The organism is Lysobacter sp. TAF61 (assembly GCF_052113485.1).
Taxonomy (GTDB): Bacteria; Pseudomonadota; Gammaproteobacteria; order Xanthomonadales; family Xanthomonadaceae; genus Lysobacter_J.
Map to the genome: position 1 here is coordinate 182,681 of NZ_JBFRDH010000005.1, position 16,186 is coordinate 198,866.

A 16,186-nucleotide genomic window follows, 5' to 3' on the forward strand; every position below is an offset into this window, starting at 1 on the left:
GAGTTCATTCGATGACCCGTAAAGGTTTGCGGACTTGAAATACGGCACCGCCGCAGTTGCGCCAATCGGACTCCATCTCCATGAGACCTGCCAGCATGGTGCGGAAGCCCCCGGGGAAGTTGGAGTTACCCGAAAGGGATGCGTGGATGATATCGCCCAACTCTCCGCCCCCTTGCCTTCGTACGTGCCAGAGGCAATCCATCAGCAGGAACATCCCGCAGTTCCATTGGGGGAGGATCGGAACATGGACTTCCGGCGCGAATCCGGCCGACTCGAAGCGCCGCCTCCAGTCATCCACCGACAACGGATTGACAAGATTGTGGAAGTCGAGGAACTGCCTCACCATTGATTGGGATGCATCCTGGTGACCCGCCGACTGCAGCAGGTTCGGCAACAGATTCCAGTGCAGGAATCGATCCGTTACCACGCTGCACAACAGCGTGCCTCCGGGCTTGATGCACCGAAGGATCTCGGCAAGGACCTCGTCCAGCTGATCCATATGCTCGAGCGAGCAGTTGGCAAAGGCATGGTCGAATGACTCATCGGGCTCGGGTATTTCATGGGCGTTTGCAACGTGCACGGCCTTATACACGCCACTGCGCACTCCCGCGTCGGCGACACCTTCGTCGCGCTCCACGCCGGTGACATCGTCTACATTCGGCCAGACGAGGCTGAAGTAGCGGCCATCGCCGCAACCCACGTCCAGGACCCGGCCGCTCAGGCTGAAATGCGCGTACGCGCCGAACTCCCACGCACGCCAGTGACTCATGGGAGGGACGTAAGCGTAGAGCTCGCAGACCGCGTCGTATCCTTCAAGTACCGACTGCGAGGTTAGGATCATTTCACGCATTCAGATCTCCATTCGGTTCGGACGAGTAGCCGAATGCTTCCAACGCTTGTCCGGCCGCCGCAAGAAACGCCGCCAGGACCTCGTTCGAGAAATGATTCTGCCAGTCGCCCGAAACACCCCTGCGGACGAACGTGTTGTATTTGAACGTCGAGGCCAGCGAATCGGCGAACCGCTCCCGGGCAAACCGTTGAACCACGGCCTCCAGATACTCGATCCGGTGCGAACTGCCAGTCAACGTTTCGACGAGCGCCCCCACCGACCGCACCGGATCGGCCAGAAACGACTCGTAGCGGATTGTGGGGACGTCCTTCTGTCTCTTCCAGGCATCCACATAAGCGGCCCACTCTCGGGCCTGGCGCTCGGAGTACGTGCCAAACGCCTCGTCGAATGACGCGGAAATTCCATTCTTCACGCAGAAATCCCTTTCGAAGAAGAATTTCGAGGTCACTACGTCCCTGCCGTCCCGCACCAGATGTACGAAGGTGGCATCGAAGTCCACGGCCGTCGAACCCGGCAGCTCCTGACTCTTGATGACGCTGGCGACAGGGAAGTCGGGGGCCTCAACATCGCGGTACCAGGGGTGGCTGCTGATGTCGAACAGATCGAATCCCGGCCGCACATAGAGATCCCGGCAAGGAACCTGCAAGGCGGCTCCCAGCAGCGAGACGATCCAGGATCCCCCGGATTTCGGAAACTCCGAAACCACGATGGGCCTGGTGAGCACTGGCGTACTCATTGAGTTCCCGCCGATAGGCGCCTAGCCCACATGGACGATGATCTCACCCGGTAGATCCGCAATCCCGTGATGCGTCAGGAACGACACACCATTTCTCGTTCCCATTCGCACCGAAAACGTTCCGGCATTTGAAATATGGCAGATCCTTGACACAAAGCCCAATTCAGCTTCGTACGGCATTCGCACGCGGTTGTCCCAGTCTTCCCGGCTCGTGCTGGCCAAGCCGATCTGGAACGTGTAATCGCCTGCCGCAAGGTTCAGGGAAATTTCCTGGTAACAGGAAACGCGACGCGTGCGCGAGGTGGTGACAGGCGCCACGTCGGCATACTGGAGGTTGTTCTTCCCATGGACGATCACTCCGCGCTCGTTGCTGATCGTCATTCCGCATACCGGCACGCCGATATCGCCGTCGACCTCGAACTCGAAGTAGAAGAATGCGCGCTCGTGCTGCTTGAAATTGAGCCGCGCAGCCCCTCGCTCATCGAGGATCGCCACTCCGGTGCAACGCGCCCGCCCATCGCTCACCTGCACCTTGTCCGAGATGTCCAGGAAGGCATTGTCGGCAGGGCGGTTGGCCTCCACGGCGCTGGGCAAGGGCGACGGCATTTCAGTCTCGACTTCGTCGGCCGCCTCGATCATCGCCGCCTCAGGCCGCTGAGGCTGATGCAGCAGGTAGTAATGCTTGGCCGCGTCGCCCGAAGGACCGATGAATCGTGTGTTCCCGTGGTCGAGCAGGATCGCTCGTTCGCAAAGCTGCTCGATATCCGGCATCGAATGCGATACCAGCAGGATCGCCGCGCCCGCATCGCGCAACTGCTCCAACCGTGCGTAGCACTTCTGCCGGAAGAACACGTCGCCCACCGTCAGCGCTTCGTCGATGACGACGATCGATGCATCGATATGCGCCTGGACCGCAAAGGCCAACCGCATGAACATGCCGCTGGAGTAGGTCTTGACCGGCTGGTCGATGAAGTCGCCGATCTCGGAGAACTCGACGATGCGGTCGAAACGATCGGCGATCTCCTGGTCGGTCAGGCCCAGCACTGCGCCGTTCATGAAGACATTCTCGCGGCCTGTGAACTCGGGGTTGAAACCCGAACCCAACTCGAGCAGCGCCGCGACGCGGCCATTGGTCTCGACCTCGCCAGCGGTGGGCGCCAGCGTGCCGCAAATGAGCTGCAGGAGCGTGGACTTGCCCGAGCCATTGCGACCGATGATGCCCATCGTTTCGCCGGGACGCACGGTCAAGGACACGTTCCTCAGCGCCCAGAACTCACGGAAATACTTGCGCTGCTCGGCACCCAGGCCGCGCTGAAGGCGCGGATAGATGGCCTGCTTGAGCCGGTCGCCCGGCTGTTCGTAGACCTGGTAGCACTTCGATACGTCACGTACCGCGATCGCAAACTCTTCAGACATCGTGATCTCCGTTCATCCACCCGTGGCCGCATCGAGCTGAATTTTCAGACCACATCGGCGAATCCCTTGCGGCTGCGCTGGAACGAGAAGAACCCGATCCACGCGACGAGCAGCGCCACGGCGGTGAACAGGCCGAGCGTCTGGAAATCGGGCACCTTCCCCAGCAGCAACGTGTTGCGCCCCTCCTCGATGATGTAGGTGAGCGGATTCAGGCGCATCCACGACTGATACGCTTCCGGCAGGGCGCTGATCGGATAGAAGATGCCCGACATGAAAAGCAGGATCATCGTGAACACCGCCGTGACCTGCCCCACGTCTCGGATGTAGACGCCCAGCGAGGCGACGAACCAGCTCAACCCCATGGTCGCCAGCATCAAGGGAACCAGCACCAGCGGAAACAACACTGCCGTCCAGGGCAGCTGCTGGTTGATCGTCAACTGCACGAGCAGGAGCACAAGCAGGCTGATGGCGGCATGAAACAGCGCCGAGCCAAATGAAATCCACGGGAGGATTTCCAGCGGAAAGATCACCTTCTTGACGTAATTCGCGTTGGAAAGGATCAGTGTCGGCGCGCGGTTGAGGCACTCGGCGAACAGGCCGTGCACGATCATGCCGGTGAACAGCAGCATCGCAAACTGGGTCCTGCTGTCGGACACGCCTTCGCCCCAGCGGGCCTTGAACACTACCGAAAACACGAATGTGTATACGGCCAGCATCAACAGCGGATTGAAGAATGACCACGCCAGTCCGAGCACCGAGCCGCTATAGCGGCCGATGACGTCGCGCTTGGCCATCCTCACCACCAGTTCGCGATTGCGCCACAGGCTGCCGAATAGCTCGCCGATACCGGCGGGATGGTTCGAATTGGATCTCATGGTTTCCTGTCTATGTTCTAGATCTGAGCGGGGCGCGCGAATGCTATCTGTCCGGCGCAAGGCGACCGGCTTTCACGTCCCGGGCCCCGCCTGGTGGGTGAGAGCCGTCGCGCCCGAGCCGGATCTGATCCAGCCTCGAGGCCAGGCGCGTTGCTACAGCGTGCGGCGAGAGCGTCTGTCTGACCCGTGCAGCCGCCCTCGCGCCGACGGCAGCAGCGTATTCCGGCTCGTCAACCAGCCGCCGCATGTATCCGGCCGCTTGCGCGATGTCTGGTTCTGCCCAGCGCTGGCCCTCCCAGAAGGGGTATTGGTCCTGGGCCAGCGGCAGCAGGCGGTAGCCGACCAGGCAACTGTCTTGGTCGCTCATGAATTCGGTATTGCCGGACCAGCCCGTAGCGACGACCGGCTTGCCAAGGCGCATGCTTTCGGCCATCCCCAGACCAAAACCTTCAGCGCGGTGGAGCGATACGTAGGCATCCACGCAGCGCTGCAGCGCATGCAGGTGCCTGCGTTCGATGATCTCGTCGCGGATGACGATGCGGGGATCGGCCGCAGCCGCCGACAGCAATCGCAGCAGCATCTCGGGGTAGCGATGGCCATTGCTGGACTTGACCAGCAACTGCACGTCGCGGCGTTCGGGCGGGAATGCGGCCCGGAAGGCCTCCAGCGCCGCGAACGGGTTCTTTCGCTCGACGCTCGAGTTGAAATCGAACGTGCTCAGGAAGACGAAGGCGCCGGGCCGCAGGCCGAAATCGGCGCGGCTCAAGCCGCTGTCCTCGGCTTCGCCAACTGGAATGGGCAGCTTGAAGATCGGCTTCGCCGTGATCTGCTCGAACCCTTTCTCGATGAACGTCGACGCCACGATGACTTCGTCGACCCGCTCCAGTGCAGGCAGCCAGGCCTCCGGAATCCGTTCCAGCTCCCAGAACCAGCACGCCATGACATAGCCATGATCGAACTTGCCCCGCCCGACTTTGTCCATTGCCTCGTCGAGGTAATCCGGATTGACGAAAAGCAGATGGATCTCGTGCGGCGCATCGGGTGCGAAGCGCCCTTCCATCGTCCTGTCGTCGAAGCCGTGTGGAATATCGAGCTCGATGTCATGGAGCGCGACCGGATAGCCTTCGTCCAGCAGCGCCTGGGTGTACAGACGCGCGCCCTCGGCCAGGCCGAACTGGCCACGGAAATACGCGTAAATGTTCACGCCCGCGTTCCCGTGCTCGCCAGCGCTGGCGTGAATTTCGTCGTGGCTGCGCACTGGCGGCACCTTGTCCCAGGCGGGCGTGCGCTTGAAGGACGCGTTAGAACCCGAAACGTCCGTCAGTGACTGCCGCACCTGACTCCGCAACGATTTGGGAATGATCCGATACGCCGCCCGCAACCACGCATGCTCCCGCACCCAGGTGAGCATCCTGAGGGCTAGCAGATCCTTGCTGATTCCACGTTGTTGCGCGAATTTCATCTCAGGACGAGAGCGCTGTTTCCAGCTCCGCAGCCAGATCCCCGTAGTCTTCGACGCCAACGCTCAGTCGCACGAGATTGTCGCTGACGCCAAGCTGGGCGCGGCGTTCCGCAGGGATGGATGCATGGGTCATGATCGCCGGATGGTTGATCAGGCTTTCCACGCCACCCAGCGACTCGGCGATGGCAAACAGCTCGCAGCGCTCCATCATTCTGCGCGCGGCGGCTTCGCCACCCTTGAGGTAGACGCTCACCATCCCCCCAAACCCATCCATCTGCCGCTTCGCCAGCTCGTGCTGCGGATGCGACTTCAGGCCCGGGTAGATCACCTTCTCGATCGCCGGGTGTCCTTCCAGCCACTCCGCCAGCGCCTGCGCGTTCTCGCAATGCGCCTTCATGCGCAGATGCAGCGTCTTCAGTCCACGCAGCGCCAGGAAGCTGTCGAACGGGCCCTGCACGCCACCGATGGCGTTCTGCAGGAAACCCATCTGCTCGGCGATCTCGCCGTCCTCGCCGACCACGGCCATGCCGCCGACGATGTCCGAGTGCCCGTTGAGGTATTTGGTCGCCGAGTGCATGACGATGTGCGCGCCCAGTTCGAGCGGCCTTTGCAGGATCGGCGAGCTGAAGGTGTTGTCGACCACCACGATCAACCCGCGCTTGCGCGCGATCGCCGCGATCTGGGCGATGTCCACCAGCTTCAGCAGCGGGTTGGTCGGCGTCTCGATCCAGACCATCTTGGTCTCGGGCCGGATCGCCGCTTCGAAGGCCGCGGCATCGCTGAGGTCGACCCAGCTGAAATCCAGTCCGGCCGAGCGGCGGCGGACGCGCTCGAACAGGCGGTAGGTACCGCCATAGACGTCATCCATCGCGATGACGTGGCTGCCCGAATCGAGCAGCTCGAGAATCGTCGAGGTGGCTGCCAGGCCCGAAGCGAAGGCAAACCCGCGGCTGCCACCTTCCAGTCCGGCCACGCAGCGCTCGTAGGCGAAGCGGGTCGGATTGTGGCTGCGCGAGTACTCGAACCCCTGGTGCACGCCGGGGCTGGACTGGGCGTAGGTCGAGGTCGCGTAGATCGGCGTCATCACCGCGCCCGTGGTCGGGTCTGGCGACTGTCCGGCGTGGATCGCAAGGGTTCCCAGACCGGGCTTTCGGGCCCCGCCTCCTGCTTGTCTATCGGTCATCAAGTCCTTCCAGTTCCGCTAGCATGGGCGGCCGACGATTCTAACATCGCTCATGACCGCTCCCAGGCGCCTTCCAGGCGACTTCAGCCACAGTGCAGCCTATCCGCTGTTCGCCTTCGACCCGGCCCAGGGCCAGGCCTGGGTGCTGCATTTCGAGCCGAAGGACTACCAGCGGGCGAGCTTCCTCGACCGCCGGGCGATGCAGCACCGCGAGGTCTCCGGCTGGGTCTTGTCGCGTGAGGAGCTCGACGCAACCCTGACCGGCAATATCGCCGCCTTGCCGGTGCACTGGCTGTTCCACATCGGCCACTGCGGCTCGTCGCTGGTGAGCCGGTTGCTGGACCTGGTTCCCGGCGTGCTCGGACTGCGCGAGCCGCTGCCCCTGCTGACCCTGGCCCATGGTCGCGGCGATCCGGCAACGGACGCCTGGCAGGCGCCGGTGACCGCCCTGCTGGCCCGCGGCTTTGCCGACACCTGCGCCGTGGTGGTCAAGCCGACCAGCCTGGTCACGACCATGGCCCAGTCGCTGCTCGACGGCGGTGGGCAGGCCTGCCTGCTGTGGGTGGACCTGCAGACCTGGCTGGCGACGATGCTGCGCGACCCCCAGCTCGCCAAGGGCGTCTTCGACACCGAATCCCTGCGCCTGCAGTCGCTCCCGATCGACACGCCCGCGGTGACCGACGGCGAGCGCCTCGCCCGGGCCTGGCTGGCCGAGCAGGTGCGCTGGCAAACCCTTGCCGGCGATCCCGCCCTGGCCCCGCGCCTGCTCGATCTGGATTTCGCCGGGGTGCTGGCCGATCCGGCCGGCGCCAGCGCGCGCCTGGCCGCGCACTACGGGCTGCAGCTGCCCTCCGACTGGCCGCAGCGGATCGCCGGCTCGAAACTGCTCGGCCGCTACGCGAAAGACGATTCCGTGCATTTCGATGCCGATGCGCGCCGGCGCGAACTGGCGGCGGCGGCGGCAAAACATGCCGACACCGTTGCCGAGGGGCTGGCCTGGGCCGAAGGCGAGATCAGGAACTCCGGCGCCGTCGATCTGCTGGAGCGTCTGCGACCAGGCACCTGACGCGCTGCGCCGCGATGGGCAAGGGCAAGGCCGAGCCTCAGGCCAGGAACGTGGTCATCGCGTAACGCGTGCCGCTCTCGACCGGCAGCACCTCGTGCAGCATCGAACACGAGAACACCAGCGCGGCCCCGGTTGCCGGCGAGAACCGGTGCGGGCCGAACTCCGGATAGCGGAATTCGCCGCCGGCGTAATCGCCCTGGTTGAGGTTGACCGACAGCGCGAACCTGCGGTGCGCGACATCGGGCGTCTCGTTGTCGCGGTGGGCGCGGAAGTAGCCCGCGTCCTGCGGATAGGCCAGCAACTTGAACGGATCGCGCCGCTTCACTTCGAAATTGAACACGCGCGCGATTTCCGGCAACGCCCGCCGCATCAGCCGCTCGTGCATGCGCGCTTCGAGCGCGGGGTCGCGCGGAATGACTTCGCGGCGCTGCTTGATCGACGGATCGACCTGCAGCCGCTGCTGGCCGCCCTCGAGCACCAGCACCGCCGAGACCTCACCGCCGCCGCAGTCCACCTCGAGGTGGCGGATCAGGGCCGCGCACAGCTCGGGCTCGAACACGTCGGGCACCTGCAGGACCGGCGCGATCAGCCCGGTCTGCCGCCACGAGAGTTCCGGCACCGGGGCCGGCGCGGCCGCGATCGCCACAGTCGCCGCAACCGGCAAGGAATGCGCGGCCTGCAGGCGCAGGTTGGCATCGACCTGCCAGAGGACGCCGACGCCCAGCGCCGCACACCAGCGCGGGTCGGCCGCGAACGCCTGCCAGGGCGCCGGCGCCGCACCCGGCATGGCCTCGCCCACGCACAACGCCACCACACCCGGCGGCGGTGACGGCAGCGCGCGAGCCGCCGCCTCGTCGACGGGCGTCGCCAGCCACAGCGGCGCGCCGGCGAACTCGGCATGCAGGGTCTGGCTGCTGCCGACGTGCGCGCGCAGGCGCACGTCGGGCAGGCGGTCGCCCGGCAGCCAGCGTTCGCCCGCCGCCTCGGCTGCCTTGTTCATTGCACGCGTCGGCGCAGGTAGTTGAGCAGGTCGATGCGGGTGATCAGGCCGAGGAACTTGTCGCCGTCGACCACGATCGCAACGTGGCCGCGGTCGAACACCGGCAGCAGCGTCTCGATCGGCGAACTCACGTCGATCTTGTCGAGCTTGCTGACCATCGCCGTCGACACAGGATCGCGGAAGCGCGCTTCGTCGCCATACACATGCAGCAGCACGTCGCTCTCGTCGACGATGCCGACGATGTTGTCGCCGTCCATCACCGGCAGCTGTGAGACGTCATAGAGCTTCATGCGCTGGTAGGCAGTGACCAGCAGATCGTTGGGGCCCACCACCACCGTGTCGCGCTGCGAGTACGGCCGCAGGATCAGGTCGCGCAAGTCGCCGCTCGATTGCCGCGCCAGGAAGCCGTTGTCCAGCATCCAGAAGTCGTTGTACATCTTCGACAGGTACTTGTTGCCGGTGTCGCAGACGAACACCAGCACCTTCTTCGGCGTGGTCTGCTCGCGGCAGTACTTCAGTGCCGCCGCCAGCAGCGTGCCGGTGGAGGAGCCGCCGAGGATGCCTTCCTTCTCCAGCAGCTCGCGCGCGGTGAGGAAGCTTTCCTTGTCGGTAATGGCATAGGCCTTTTTCACCCGGGTGAAGTCGGAGATCGGCGGCAGGAAATCCTCGCCGATGCCCTCGACCATCCAGCTGGCCGACTTCTCCGAGATGGTGCCGCGGTTGATGTATTCCTCGAGGATCGAACCCACCGGGTCGGCCAGCACCAGCTCGGTGTGCGGCGACTTCTCGGCGAAGCAGCGCGACAGGCCGGTCATGGTGCCCGAGCTGCCGCAGCCGAACACGACCGCGTCGACGCCGCCGACATCGGCCATCTGCTCGAGGATCTCCGGGCCGGTGCCGAACTCGTGCGCGGCCGGGTTGTCCGGATTGCCGAACTGGTTGATGAAGTACGCGCCCGGGGTCTCGCGGGCCAGGCGCTCGGCCAGGTCCTGGTAGTAGTCCGGGTGGCCTTTGGCGACATCTGAGCGGGTCAGCACGACCTGCGCGCCCATCGCCTTGAGGTTGAAGATCTTCTCCCGGCTCATCTTGTCCGGGACCACCAGGATGAGTTTGTAGCCCTTCTGCTGTGCCACCAGCGCCAGGCCGATGCCGGTGTTGCCGGCAGTGCCTTCCACCAGGGTGTCGCCGGGCTTGATGCGGCCGGCCTTCTCGGCCGACTCGATCATCGACAGGCCGATGCGGTCCTTGATGGATCCGCCCGGGTTCTGCGACTCAAGCTTGAGGAAGAGCTCGCAGACGCCAGTGTCCAGGCGCTGCGCCTTGATGATCGGCGTGGCGCCGACCAGTTCGAGCACGGATTGATGGATGGTCATGCGGGGAGTTTAAGACTCCCCGCTTTCCTTCGCACCGGGGCGGCTGCCGTTGCCAGCAGCCGCCCCGGTTCCGGGAGACGCGGATGGAGAGACCGACGAGGAAGTCGCCACCCGCGGCGAGGAAATGGGTGAGGAAGCTCAGTGATGTTGGGTGTCGTAGAGACGGACCAGGCGGTCCTTCGCAGCCAGCTTTTCGCGCTTCATCTGCGCAAGCGTCATGTCATCGATAGGCAGTACGCCGAGTTCGGCGTCCATCACCTTCTTGTCGAGATCCTTGTGGCGCTGATAAAGCTGCTTGAATTCCGGGTTGCTCTTCATCAGCGCGTCGATCTCTGGCTGCGGTCGTTCCTCGAACATGTAAAGCCTCCTTCAGCTGTTTCGGGAACCCGTGGCCGGGCGGCCACGGACCATGCGGAAGGCCCCGCAAATGAAAACGCCCCGGTCGTGGGACCAGGGCGCAGCGGGGTCGTGGGGGTACTGGATTACGGAATCGGACTGAGCGGTCTGGACGTGGACATCGCCGGCTTCACACAGGCCGACCACCATCAAGCGTGGGGCGGCTGGATCCTGCGCAATCGGTGTTGGCGTCATCGACCTGGCTCATCGCCAAGCGGAAAACAGGCCGCTTGGGTATCCGACCCTACTCCTCCGTTTTGCGGTCGGCAAGGCCTTGTCTGGCGGTATCGCGCACCGTGTCGCAGTCAGTTTCGCCACGCCCGCCTGGCGCCGTCCGGACGACGCCAAGCGGTTGATTTTCCGTTATTTCGTCGCGTTACTTGGACTGCACGACGACGTCGACGCGGTCGCCCTTGCCGCTGCGACCGGTGGCCTGGACCTTGCCGGCCGGAACGCCGCCGGCGACCAGCGCATCGCGCACCGCGTCGGCCCGGCGCTGGGCCAGCTTGGCGTCGCTGCCGGTGGCCTCGACCTTCAGCGCCGGCGACGAGGAGGCCTGCGCATAGGCCGCCACGGTCCGCACGGTGGTGTCGCCGCCGCCGCTCAGGGTCGCCTTGCCCGCGGCGAAACTGTCCTTGGCCAGGCCGAAGACCTCGCCGCGGCTGTCGCGCTTGGCGCTCGGAAGCTTGCCACCGGTGGTCAGTTCTGCTTCTTCGCGGGCGAGTTTGGCTTCGCGGTCGCGGGCGGCATTGAGGCGTGCGGTCTGGGCGCCGGCGACGCCCTTGAGGGCGGTCTCCACATCCTGCAGCGATGCCGCGTCGGCCTCGCTCTGCACGCGCAGGCGCTCGGCTTCCTCGGCCTGCATCTGCGCCTGCAGGCGCAGGCGTTCGGTCTCGGCGCGGGCGCGGGCGGCGTCCTGGCGGCTGGCTTCGACCAGCAGTTCGCTGCGCTCGCGATCGAGCCGGTCGATCTCACGCTGCATCGAATCGGTGCGGGCGATTGCCTCGGCCACCTGCACGCGGCGCTCGGCGACGTACAGGGCAGCGGCGCGCTCGCGGCTGGACGCCTGGTTGAGGGCGTCGACCGCCTGCCGCGCCGTCAGCCGCTCGTAGGCGGCAAACGGGTTGAGCACCGGGTCGGAATCGAGCGCGGTCAGGCGCTGCGACAGCCTGGCGGCGTCGGGATTGTCGGCCGCGACGGCCGAGGCGGAGGCCAGCGCCGCCACCAGGGCCAGGCCCAGAAGGGACAGGCGGCTCATGGCTGCTCTCCCTGCAGGCGCTGGCGCAGTTGCGTGACTTCGCCCTTGCGCTGGTTGAGCTCGGCCGTGGCCAGGGCCTCGCGGCTCTTGGCCCAGGCCAGGTCGGCATCGGCCGCGGCGGCGAGCGCGAACCTGCGCGCGGCGTCCTCGTCCCCGGAGCTCATCGCCGACTGGGCCTGGCTCAGGCCGTTGCGCGCCACGCCGAGGTCCTGCGGTGCGTACTGGTCGGCGTCGGCGCCCTCGGCCCGGGTCACCGCCTGGCGGGCGGCAGCCAGCTCACTGGTCGGTGGCGGCAGCGAGGCGCAGGCGGAGAGTGCGGAAGCGAGAACTGCTGCCAGCAGATGAAATCGGATTTGTGCGAAGCTTGGGCGCATTGGGGAGGCCGTGCCTTGTGGTTTGATGCCCGGCCATTGTCGGAAGCCGCTGGCGAGGTTGCAACGGTACACGCTGTTGCGACCCTGCCATGGGTCACAAAAGGGGTTGCAGTATGGACATCGGCTATTTCTTGAAGCTGATGACGGAAAAGAATGCGTCGGACATGTTCCTGACGACTGGCGCACCGGTGTACATCAAGGTCGAAGGCCGCCTGTACCCGTTGGGCAACACCGGGCTGCCCCCGGGCATGGTCAAGAAGATCGCCTATTCGCTGATGGACGAGGGCCAGGTGCCCCTGTTCGAGCGCGACCTCGAATTGAACATGGCCCTGGCCCTGCCCGAAGCCGGCCGCTTCCGCATCAACGTGTTCAAGCAGCGCGGCGAAGTCGGCATGGTGATCCGCGCCATCCGCAGCGTGATCCCGTCGATCGAGGAACTGCAGCTGCCGCAGGTGCTCAAGGACATCATCATGGCCCCGCGTGGCCTGGTGTTGATCGTCGGCTCCACCGGCTCGGGCAAGTCGACCACCCTGGCGTCGATGATCGACTACCGCAACAGCAATATCTCCGGGCACATCCTCACCATCGAGGACCCCATCGAGTACCTGCACAAGCACAAGAAATCGATCGTCAACCAGCGCGAAGTCGGTCTCGACACGCACGCCTTCCACAACGCGCTCAAAAACGCGATGCGTGAGGCGCCGGACGTGATCCTGATCGGCGAAATCCTCGACGCGACCACGATGGAAGCGGCGATCGCCTTCGCCGAAACCGGTCACCTGTGCCTGGCCACGCTGCACTCCAACAACGCCGACCAGACGCTCGAGCGCATCCTCAACTTCTTCCCCGAGGCCGCGCACAAGAACGTGCTGATGAACCTGGCGCTGAACCTGCGCGCGGTGGTCAGCCAGCGCCTGGTGGTCGGCAGCGACGGCCGTCGCCTTCCGGCGGCCGAAGTGCTGATCAACACCCCGCACGTGCGCGACCTGATGCGCCGCGGCCAGGTGCACGAGATCAAGCAAGCGATGGAGGCCTCGCTGGAGGAAGGCATGGAGTCGTTCGACCAGTGCCTGTTCCGCCTCCACAAGGAAGGCCGGATCGACATGGAGGAAGCGCTCAAGGCCGCCGACTCGCGCGAAGGCCTGTCGCTGAAGTTCCGCCTGTCCGAGGGCGCCACCGGCGAACACGACCCCTACGCCGAGGTCTACGACGCGGTTACGCAGTAACCGCCGTCGCGATGCAGGGGCCAGCCATTGGCTCCTGCACCGCAAGCTTTCCTTCAGGCCGCCACTTCTTCCGGCGCATCCGGCTGCCGCTCCGGGCGTGCCGCATCGAATGCCGGCAGCGCCAGGCAGGCCTGTTCGATCCGCACGATGGTCGGATACTTCGCCAGGTCGACGCCGAAACGGCGCGCGTTGTAGACCTGCGGTACCAGGCAGCAGTCGGCCAGCGTCGGCAGGTCGCCTTCGCAGAAGCGCCCGGTCGATGGATGATCGGCCAGCATCGCCTCCAGCGCGGTGAAGCCTTCCTCGATCCAGTGCAGCACCCAGTTGTCGCGCTCGGGCTGCGGCACATGCCAGTTGCGGTCGAAAAAGCGCAGCACGCGCAGGTTGTTGAGCGGGTGGACGTCGCAGGCGACGAGCTGGGACAGCGCGCGCACGCGCTGGCGGTCACGCGCCGATGCCGGCAGCAGCGGTGGCTGCGGCCAGGTTTCGTCCAGGTATTCCAGGATCGCCACCGACTGGCGCATCAGCCGGTCGCCATGCTGCAGCACCGGCACCAGACCCTGCGGATTGGCTTCGCGGAATGCCGGCGCGTGCTGTTCGCCACCGTCGCGCAGCAGGTGCACCGGCACGGTTTCGTAGCTCAGCCCTTTCAGGTTCAGGCCGATCCGCACGCGATAGGCCGCACTTGAGCGCCAGTACGAATACAGCCGAAGTTGCTCTGCCACGTCCCCTCTCCTCGCCGCGTCCGGCGCCGGTACGACATCGACGCGGCGGGAATGCCCCGCCGCGCTTGCAGCCTTGAATCAGCCCGCGCGCTCGATGCGCTGCTCGATCGCGCCGAACACGCTGTCACCGTCGCGCGAGAGCATCTCGATGCGCACCACGTCGCCGAAACTCATGAACGGCGTGATCGGCTTGCCGTGCTCGAGCGTCTCGACGGTGCGCTTCTCGGCGAAGCAGGACGCGCCCAGCGAGGTGTCCTCGTTGGCGACCGTGCCGGAGCCGACGATGGTGCCGGCCGACAGCGGGCGGGTGCGGGCGGCATGCGCGACCAGCTGGGCGAAGTTGAACTGCATGTCGACGCCCGCTTCCGGGGCGCCGAACCACTCGCCATTGATGTGGGTGGTCAGCGCGAGGTGCACCTTGCTGTCCTGCCACGCGTCGCCGAGTTCGTCGGGCGTGACGAACACCGGGCTCAGCGCCGAGCGCGGCTTGGACTGCAGGAAACCGAAGCCCTTGGCCAGCTCGTTGGGGATCAGGTTGCGCAGCGACACGTCGTTGACCAGGCCGACGAGCTGGATGTGCGCGGCGGCCTGGGCCGGCGTCGCCGCCATCGGCACGTCGTCGGTCACGATGACCACTTCGGCTTCCAGGTCGATGCCGTAGTCCTCGCTGGGTACGCGCACCGGATCGCGCGGGCCATAGAAGCCGGCGCTGACCGCCTGGTACATCAGCGGATCGACATAGAAGCTTTCCGGCACCTCGGCGCCACGGGCGCGGCGCACGCGCTCGACGTGCGGCAGGTAGGCCGAGCCATCGACGAACTCGTACGCGCGCGGCAGCGGCGCGGCCAGCGCGGCAAGGTCGACATCGAATGCGCCGTCTGCGGTGCCGGCGTTGAGGGCGTCGTAAAGGGCGTTGAGCCGCGGCGCACTGTTGGTCCAGTCCTCGAGTGCGCGCTGCATCGTGTCGGCAATGCCGACGGCGCGCACGGCGCGCGACAGGTCACGCGAGACGACGACCAGCGTGCCGTCACGGCCACCTTCCTTCAGGGAACCAAGCTTCATCGAAACTCCAGATCTCGGGCGCGAGGGCGCATTAGTTTCAATTGTAACCGCCTCGCCATGCGCGACGCGACGTTGCTGGCGATTGTAGGAGCAGCCCCCACGGGATCCGCGCGTCCCCATTACCTGCACCAGTACGTAAGGCGGCCACCCAATCAGGACATGACAACCGTCGCAGCCCGCTCCCGGCCTTTTGCGGGCAACAAAAAACCCGCCTTTCGGCGGGTTGTTTGTTCGATATGGCAGCCCCGGATGGATTCGAACCACCGAATGCCTGAGTCAGAGTCAGGTGCCTTACCGCTTGGCGACGGGGCTATGTGATCGATTTTAGCGCAGAAATTAGCGCTTGGAGAACTGGCTTGCGCGACGTGCCTTGTGCAGGCCGACCTTCTTGCGCTCGACTTCACGGGCGTCGCGGGTCATGAAGCCAGCCTTGCGCAGCTCGGACTTCAGGGTGTCGTCGTACTCGACCAGCGCACGCGAGATGCCCAGGCGGATCGCACCGGCCTGGCCGGTGATGCCGCCGCCGGCGACGGTGACCACGATGTCGAACTTGTCGGTCGACTGGGTCAGCTCAAGCGGCTGGCGCACGATCATGCGCGCGGTCTCGCGACCGAAGAATTCATCCAGCGGACGCTGGTTGACGGTGATGTTGCCAGCACCCTTGCGAAGGAACACGCGGGCGGTGGAGGACTTGCGGCGGCCGGTGCCGTAGTTCTGCTGGATTGCCATGTGATGTCTCTTAGATATCCAGCTGCTGCGGCTGCTGGGCGGCGTGCGGATGCTCGGAGCCCTTGTAGACCTTGAGCTTGCGGTACATGGCACGGCCGAGCGGATTCTTCGGCAGCATGCCCTTGACGGCGGTCTCGATGACGCGCTCGGGGTGGCGCTCAAGCGCCTGGGCGAGGGTCTCGGTCTTCAGGTTGCCGATGTAGCCGGTGAAGCGGTGGTACTGCTTGTCGGCGAGCTTGTTGCCGGTGACGGCAATCTTTTCGGCGTTGATCACAATGAGGTAGTCACCCGTATCGACGTGCGGGGTGAAAACCGGCTTGTGCTTGCCGCGCAGGCGGCGGGCGAGTTCGGAGGCCAGGCGACCCAGGGTCTTGCCCTCGGCGTTGACCACGTACCAGTCACGCTGGACGGTCTCGTTTTTGGCGGTAAAAGTCTTCATGACGTGTCTGGTAGGT

Annotated in this window: 17 protein-coding genes and 1 tRNA gene; 2 read left to right on the plus strand and 16 right to left on the minus strand. The window is 65.3% G+C overall.

What is annotated here, in order from left to right; all coding sequences use genetic code 11:
- Positions 1–4: 4 nt before the first annotated feature.
- From AB4Y64_RS12820 to AB4Y64_RS12845, 6 genes are all read right to left on the minus strand, one after another.
- Entirely contained in the window at positions 5–850 is an 846-nt protein-coding gene (locus AB4Y64_RS12820; RefSeq protein ID WP_441816844.1) for a class I SAM-dependent methyltransferase, read from the minus strand.
- Positions 843–1,586 (minus strand): sulfotransferase domain-containing protein, encoded by a 744-nt coding sequence (locus tag AB4Y64_RS12825; protein WP_441816845.1) that lies wholly within the window; start codon positions 1,584–1,586, stop codon positions 843–845. The genes AB4Y64_RS12820 and AB4Y64_RS12825 overlap by 8 nt, the downstream gene beginning before the upstream one ends.
- Before the next feature lie 21 nt (positions 1,587–1,607).
- The gene (locus AB4Y64_RS12830) at positions 1,608–3,002 is read right to left on the minus strand and encodes an ABC transporter ATP-binding protein (RefSeq protein WP_441816846.1); all 1,395 of its coding nucleotides are present in this window, start codon (positions 3,000–3,002) and stop codon (positions 1,608–1,610) included.
- Between the two features lie 44 nt (positions 3,003–3,046).
- A complete protein-coding gene (locus AB4Y64_RS12835; RefSeq protein WP_441816847.1) occupies positions 3,047–3,796 on the minus strand; it encodes an ABC transporter permease in 750 nt (249 codons plus the stop codon).
- Between the two features lie 124 nt (positions 3,797–3,920).
- Positions 3,921–5,339, minus strand: coding sequence for a glycosyltransferase (locus AB4Y64_RS12840; protein ID WP_441816848.1), 1,419 nt, complete (start codon positions 5,337–5,339; stop codon positions 3,921–3,923).
- 1 nt (position 5,340) lies between these two features.
- Entirely contained in the window at positions 5,341–6,522 is a 1,182-nt protein-coding gene (locus AB4Y64_RS12845) for a cystathionine gamma-synthase (protein WP_441816849.1), read from the minus strand.
- 52 nt (positions 6,523–6,574) lie between these two features.
- Between AB4Y64_RS12845 and AB4Y64_RS12850 the strand changes: the two genes are divergently transcribed.
- Positions 6,575–7,588 carry a hypothetical protein gene (locus AB4Y64_RS12850; protein WP_441816850.1) on the plus strand — a complete coding sequence of 338 codons (1,014 nt, stop codon included), beginning with the start codon at positions 6,575–6,577 and terminating at the stop codon, positions 7,586–7,588.
- A 37-nt stretch (positions 7,589–7,625) separates the two neighbouring features.
- On the opposite strand, the gene AB4Y64_RS12855 is transcribed toward AB4Y64_RS12850, so the two are convergent.
- The 5 genes from AB4Y64_RS12855 to AB4Y64_RS12875 form a co-directional block, all read right to left on the minus strand.
- Positions 7,626–8,588 (minus strand): 2OG-Fe(II) oxygenase family protein, encoded by a 963-nt coding sequence (locus AB4Y64_RS12855; RefSeq protein WP_441816851.1) that lies wholly within the window; start codon positions 8,586–8,588, stop codon positions 7,626–7,628.
- Positions 8,585–9,961, minus strand: coding sequence for a pyridoxal-phosphate dependent enzyme (locus AB4Y64_RS12860; RefSeq protein WP_441816852.1), 1,377 nt, complete (start codon positions 9,959–9,961; stop codon positions 8,585–8,587). The genes AB4Y64_RS12855 and AB4Y64_RS12860 overlap by 4 nt, the downstream gene beginning before the upstream one ends.
- Before the next feature lie 138 nt (positions 9,962–10,099).
- Positions 10,100–10,318 (minus strand): YdcH family protein, encoded by a 219-nt coding sequence (locus AB4Y64_RS12865; RefSeq protein WP_158733494.1) that lies wholly within the window; start codon positions 10,316–10,318, stop codon positions 10,100–10,102.
- Between the two features lie 415 nt (positions 10,319–10,733).
- Positions 10,734–11,615, minus strand: a complete 882-nt coding sequence (locus AB4Y64_RS12870) for an OmpA family protein (RefSeq protein WP_441816853.1) — start codon at positions 11,613–11,615, stop codon at positions 10,734–10,736.
- On the minus strand, positions 11,612–11,989 hold the full coding sequence (locus tag AB4Y64_RS12875) for a DUF4398 domain-containing protein (RefSeq protein WP_441816854.1): 378 nt from the start codon (positions 11,987–11,989) through the stop codon (positions 11,612–11,614). Before AB4Y64_RS12875 ends, AB4Y64_RS12870 begins: the two co-directional genes overlap by 4 nt.
- A gap of 113 nt (positions 11,990–12,102) precedes the next feature.
- Between AB4Y64_RS12875 and AB4Y64_RS12880 the strand changes: the two genes are divergently transcribed.
- Positions 12,103–13,215, plus strand: coding sequence for a PilT/PilU family type 4a pilus ATPase (locus AB4Y64_RS12880; RefSeq protein ID WP_441816855.1), 1,113 nt, complete (start codon positions 12,103–12,105; stop codon positions 13,213–13,215).
- A gap of 53 nt (positions 13,216–13,268) precedes the next feature.
- Here AB4Y64_RS12880 and maiA read toward each other — a convergent pair whose 3' ends face one another.
- The 5 genes from maiA to rplM all read right to left on the minus strand — a co-directional run bounded on the left by maiA (position 13,269) and on the right by rplM (position 16,170).
- Positions 13,269–13,940 (minus strand): maleylacetoacetate isomerase, encoded by a 672-nt coding sequence (gene maiA, locus AB4Y64_RS12885; RefSeq protein ID WP_441816856.1) that lies wholly within the window; start codon positions 13,938–13,940, stop codon positions 13,269–13,271.
- Positions 13,941–14,018: 78 nt separating this feature from the next.
- The gene (locus AB4Y64_RS12890; RefSeq protein ID WP_441816857.1) at positions 14,019–15,002 is read right to left on the minus strand and encodes a fumarylacetoacetate hydrolase family protein; all 984 of its coding nucleotides are present in this window, start codon (positions 15,000–15,002) and stop codon (positions 14,019–14,021) included.
- Between the two features lie 237 nt (positions 15,003–15,239).
- Positions 15,240–15,314 (minus strand) — tRNA-Gln (locus AB4Y64_RS12895).
- Between the two features lie 24 nt (positions 15,315–15,338).
- Positions 15,339–15,731, minus strand: a complete 393-nt coding sequence (gene rpsI, locus AB4Y64_RS12900; RefSeq protein WP_241918404.1) for a 30S ribosomal protein S9 — start codon at positions 15,729–15,731, stop codon at positions 15,339–15,341.
- 10 nt (positions 15,732–15,741) lie between these two features.
- Entirely contained in the window at positions 15,742–16,170 is a 429-nt protein-coding gene (gene rplM / locus AB4Y64_RS12905) for a 50S ribosomal protein L13 (protein WP_158733500.1), read from the minus strand.
- Between the last annotated feature and the right edge of the window lie 16 nt (positions 16,171–16,186).

Coding starts and splice junctions, on each gene's coding strand:
- AB4Y64_RS12830 (WP_441816846.1), bottom strand. CDS start 3,002: ATGTCTGAAGAGTTTGCGATCGCGGTACGTGACGTATCGAAGTGCTAC.
- AB4Y64_RS12875 (WP_441816854.1), bottom strand. CDS start 11,989: ATGCGCCCAAGCTTCGCACAAATCCGATTTCATCTGCTGGCAGCAGTT.
- AB4Y64_RS12850 (WP_441816850.1), top strand. CDS start 6,575: ATGACCGCTCCCAGGCGCCTTCCAGGCGACTTCAGCCACAGTGCAGCC.
- AB4Y64_RS12890 (WP_441816857.1), bottom strand. CDS start 15,002: ATGAAGCTTGGTTCCCTGAAGGAAGGTGGCCGTGACGGCACGCTGGTC.
- AB4Y64_RS12840 (WP_441816848.1), bottom strand. CDS start 5,339: ATGAAATTCGCGCAACAACGTGGAATCAGCAAGGATCTGCTAGCCCTC.
- AB4Y64_RS12845 (WP_441816849.1), bottom strand. CDS start 6,522: ATGACCGATAGACAAGCAGGAGGCGGGGCCCGAAAGCCCGGTCTGGGA.
- AB4Y64_RS12820 (WP_441816844.1), bottom strand. CDS start 850: ATGCGTGAAATGATCCTAACCTCGCAGTCGGTACTTGAAGGATACGAC.
- AB4Y64_RS12870 (WP_441816853.1), bottom strand. CDS start 11,615: ATGAGCCGCCTGTCCCTTCTGGGCCTGGCCCTGGTGGCGGCGCTGGCC.
- AB4Y64_RS12855 (WP_441816851.1), bottom strand. CDS start 8,588: ATGAACAAGGCAGCCGAGGCGGCGGGCGAACGCTGGCTGCCGGGCGAC.
- rpsI (WP_241918404.1), bottom strand. CDS start 15,731: ATGGCAATCCAGCAGAACTACGGCACCGGCCGCCGCAAGTCCTCCACC.
- AB4Y64_RS12825 (WP_441816845.1), bottom strand. CDS start 1,586: ATGAGTACGCCAGTGCTCACCAGGCCCATCGTGGTTTCGGAGTTTCCG.
- rplM (WP_158733500.1), bottom strand. CDS start 16,170: ATGAAGACTTTTACCGCCAAAAACGAGACCGTCCAGCGTGACTGGTAC.
- AB4Y64_RS12880 (WP_441816855.1), top strand. CDS start 12,103: ATGGACATCGGCTATTTCTTGAAGCTGATGACGGAAAAGAATGCGTCG.
- AB4Y64_RS12860 (WP_441816852.1), bottom strand. CDS start 9,961: ATGACCATCCATCAATCCGTGCTCGAACTGGTCGGCGCCACGCCGATC.
- AB4Y64_RS12835 (WP_441816847.1), bottom strand. CDS start 3,796: ATGGCCAAGCGCGACGTCATCGGCCGCTATAGCGGCTCGGTGCTCGGA.
- AB4Y64_RS12865 (WP_158733494.1), bottom strand. CDS start 10,318: ATGTTCGAGGAACGACCGCAGCCAGAGATCGACGCGCTGATGAAGAGC.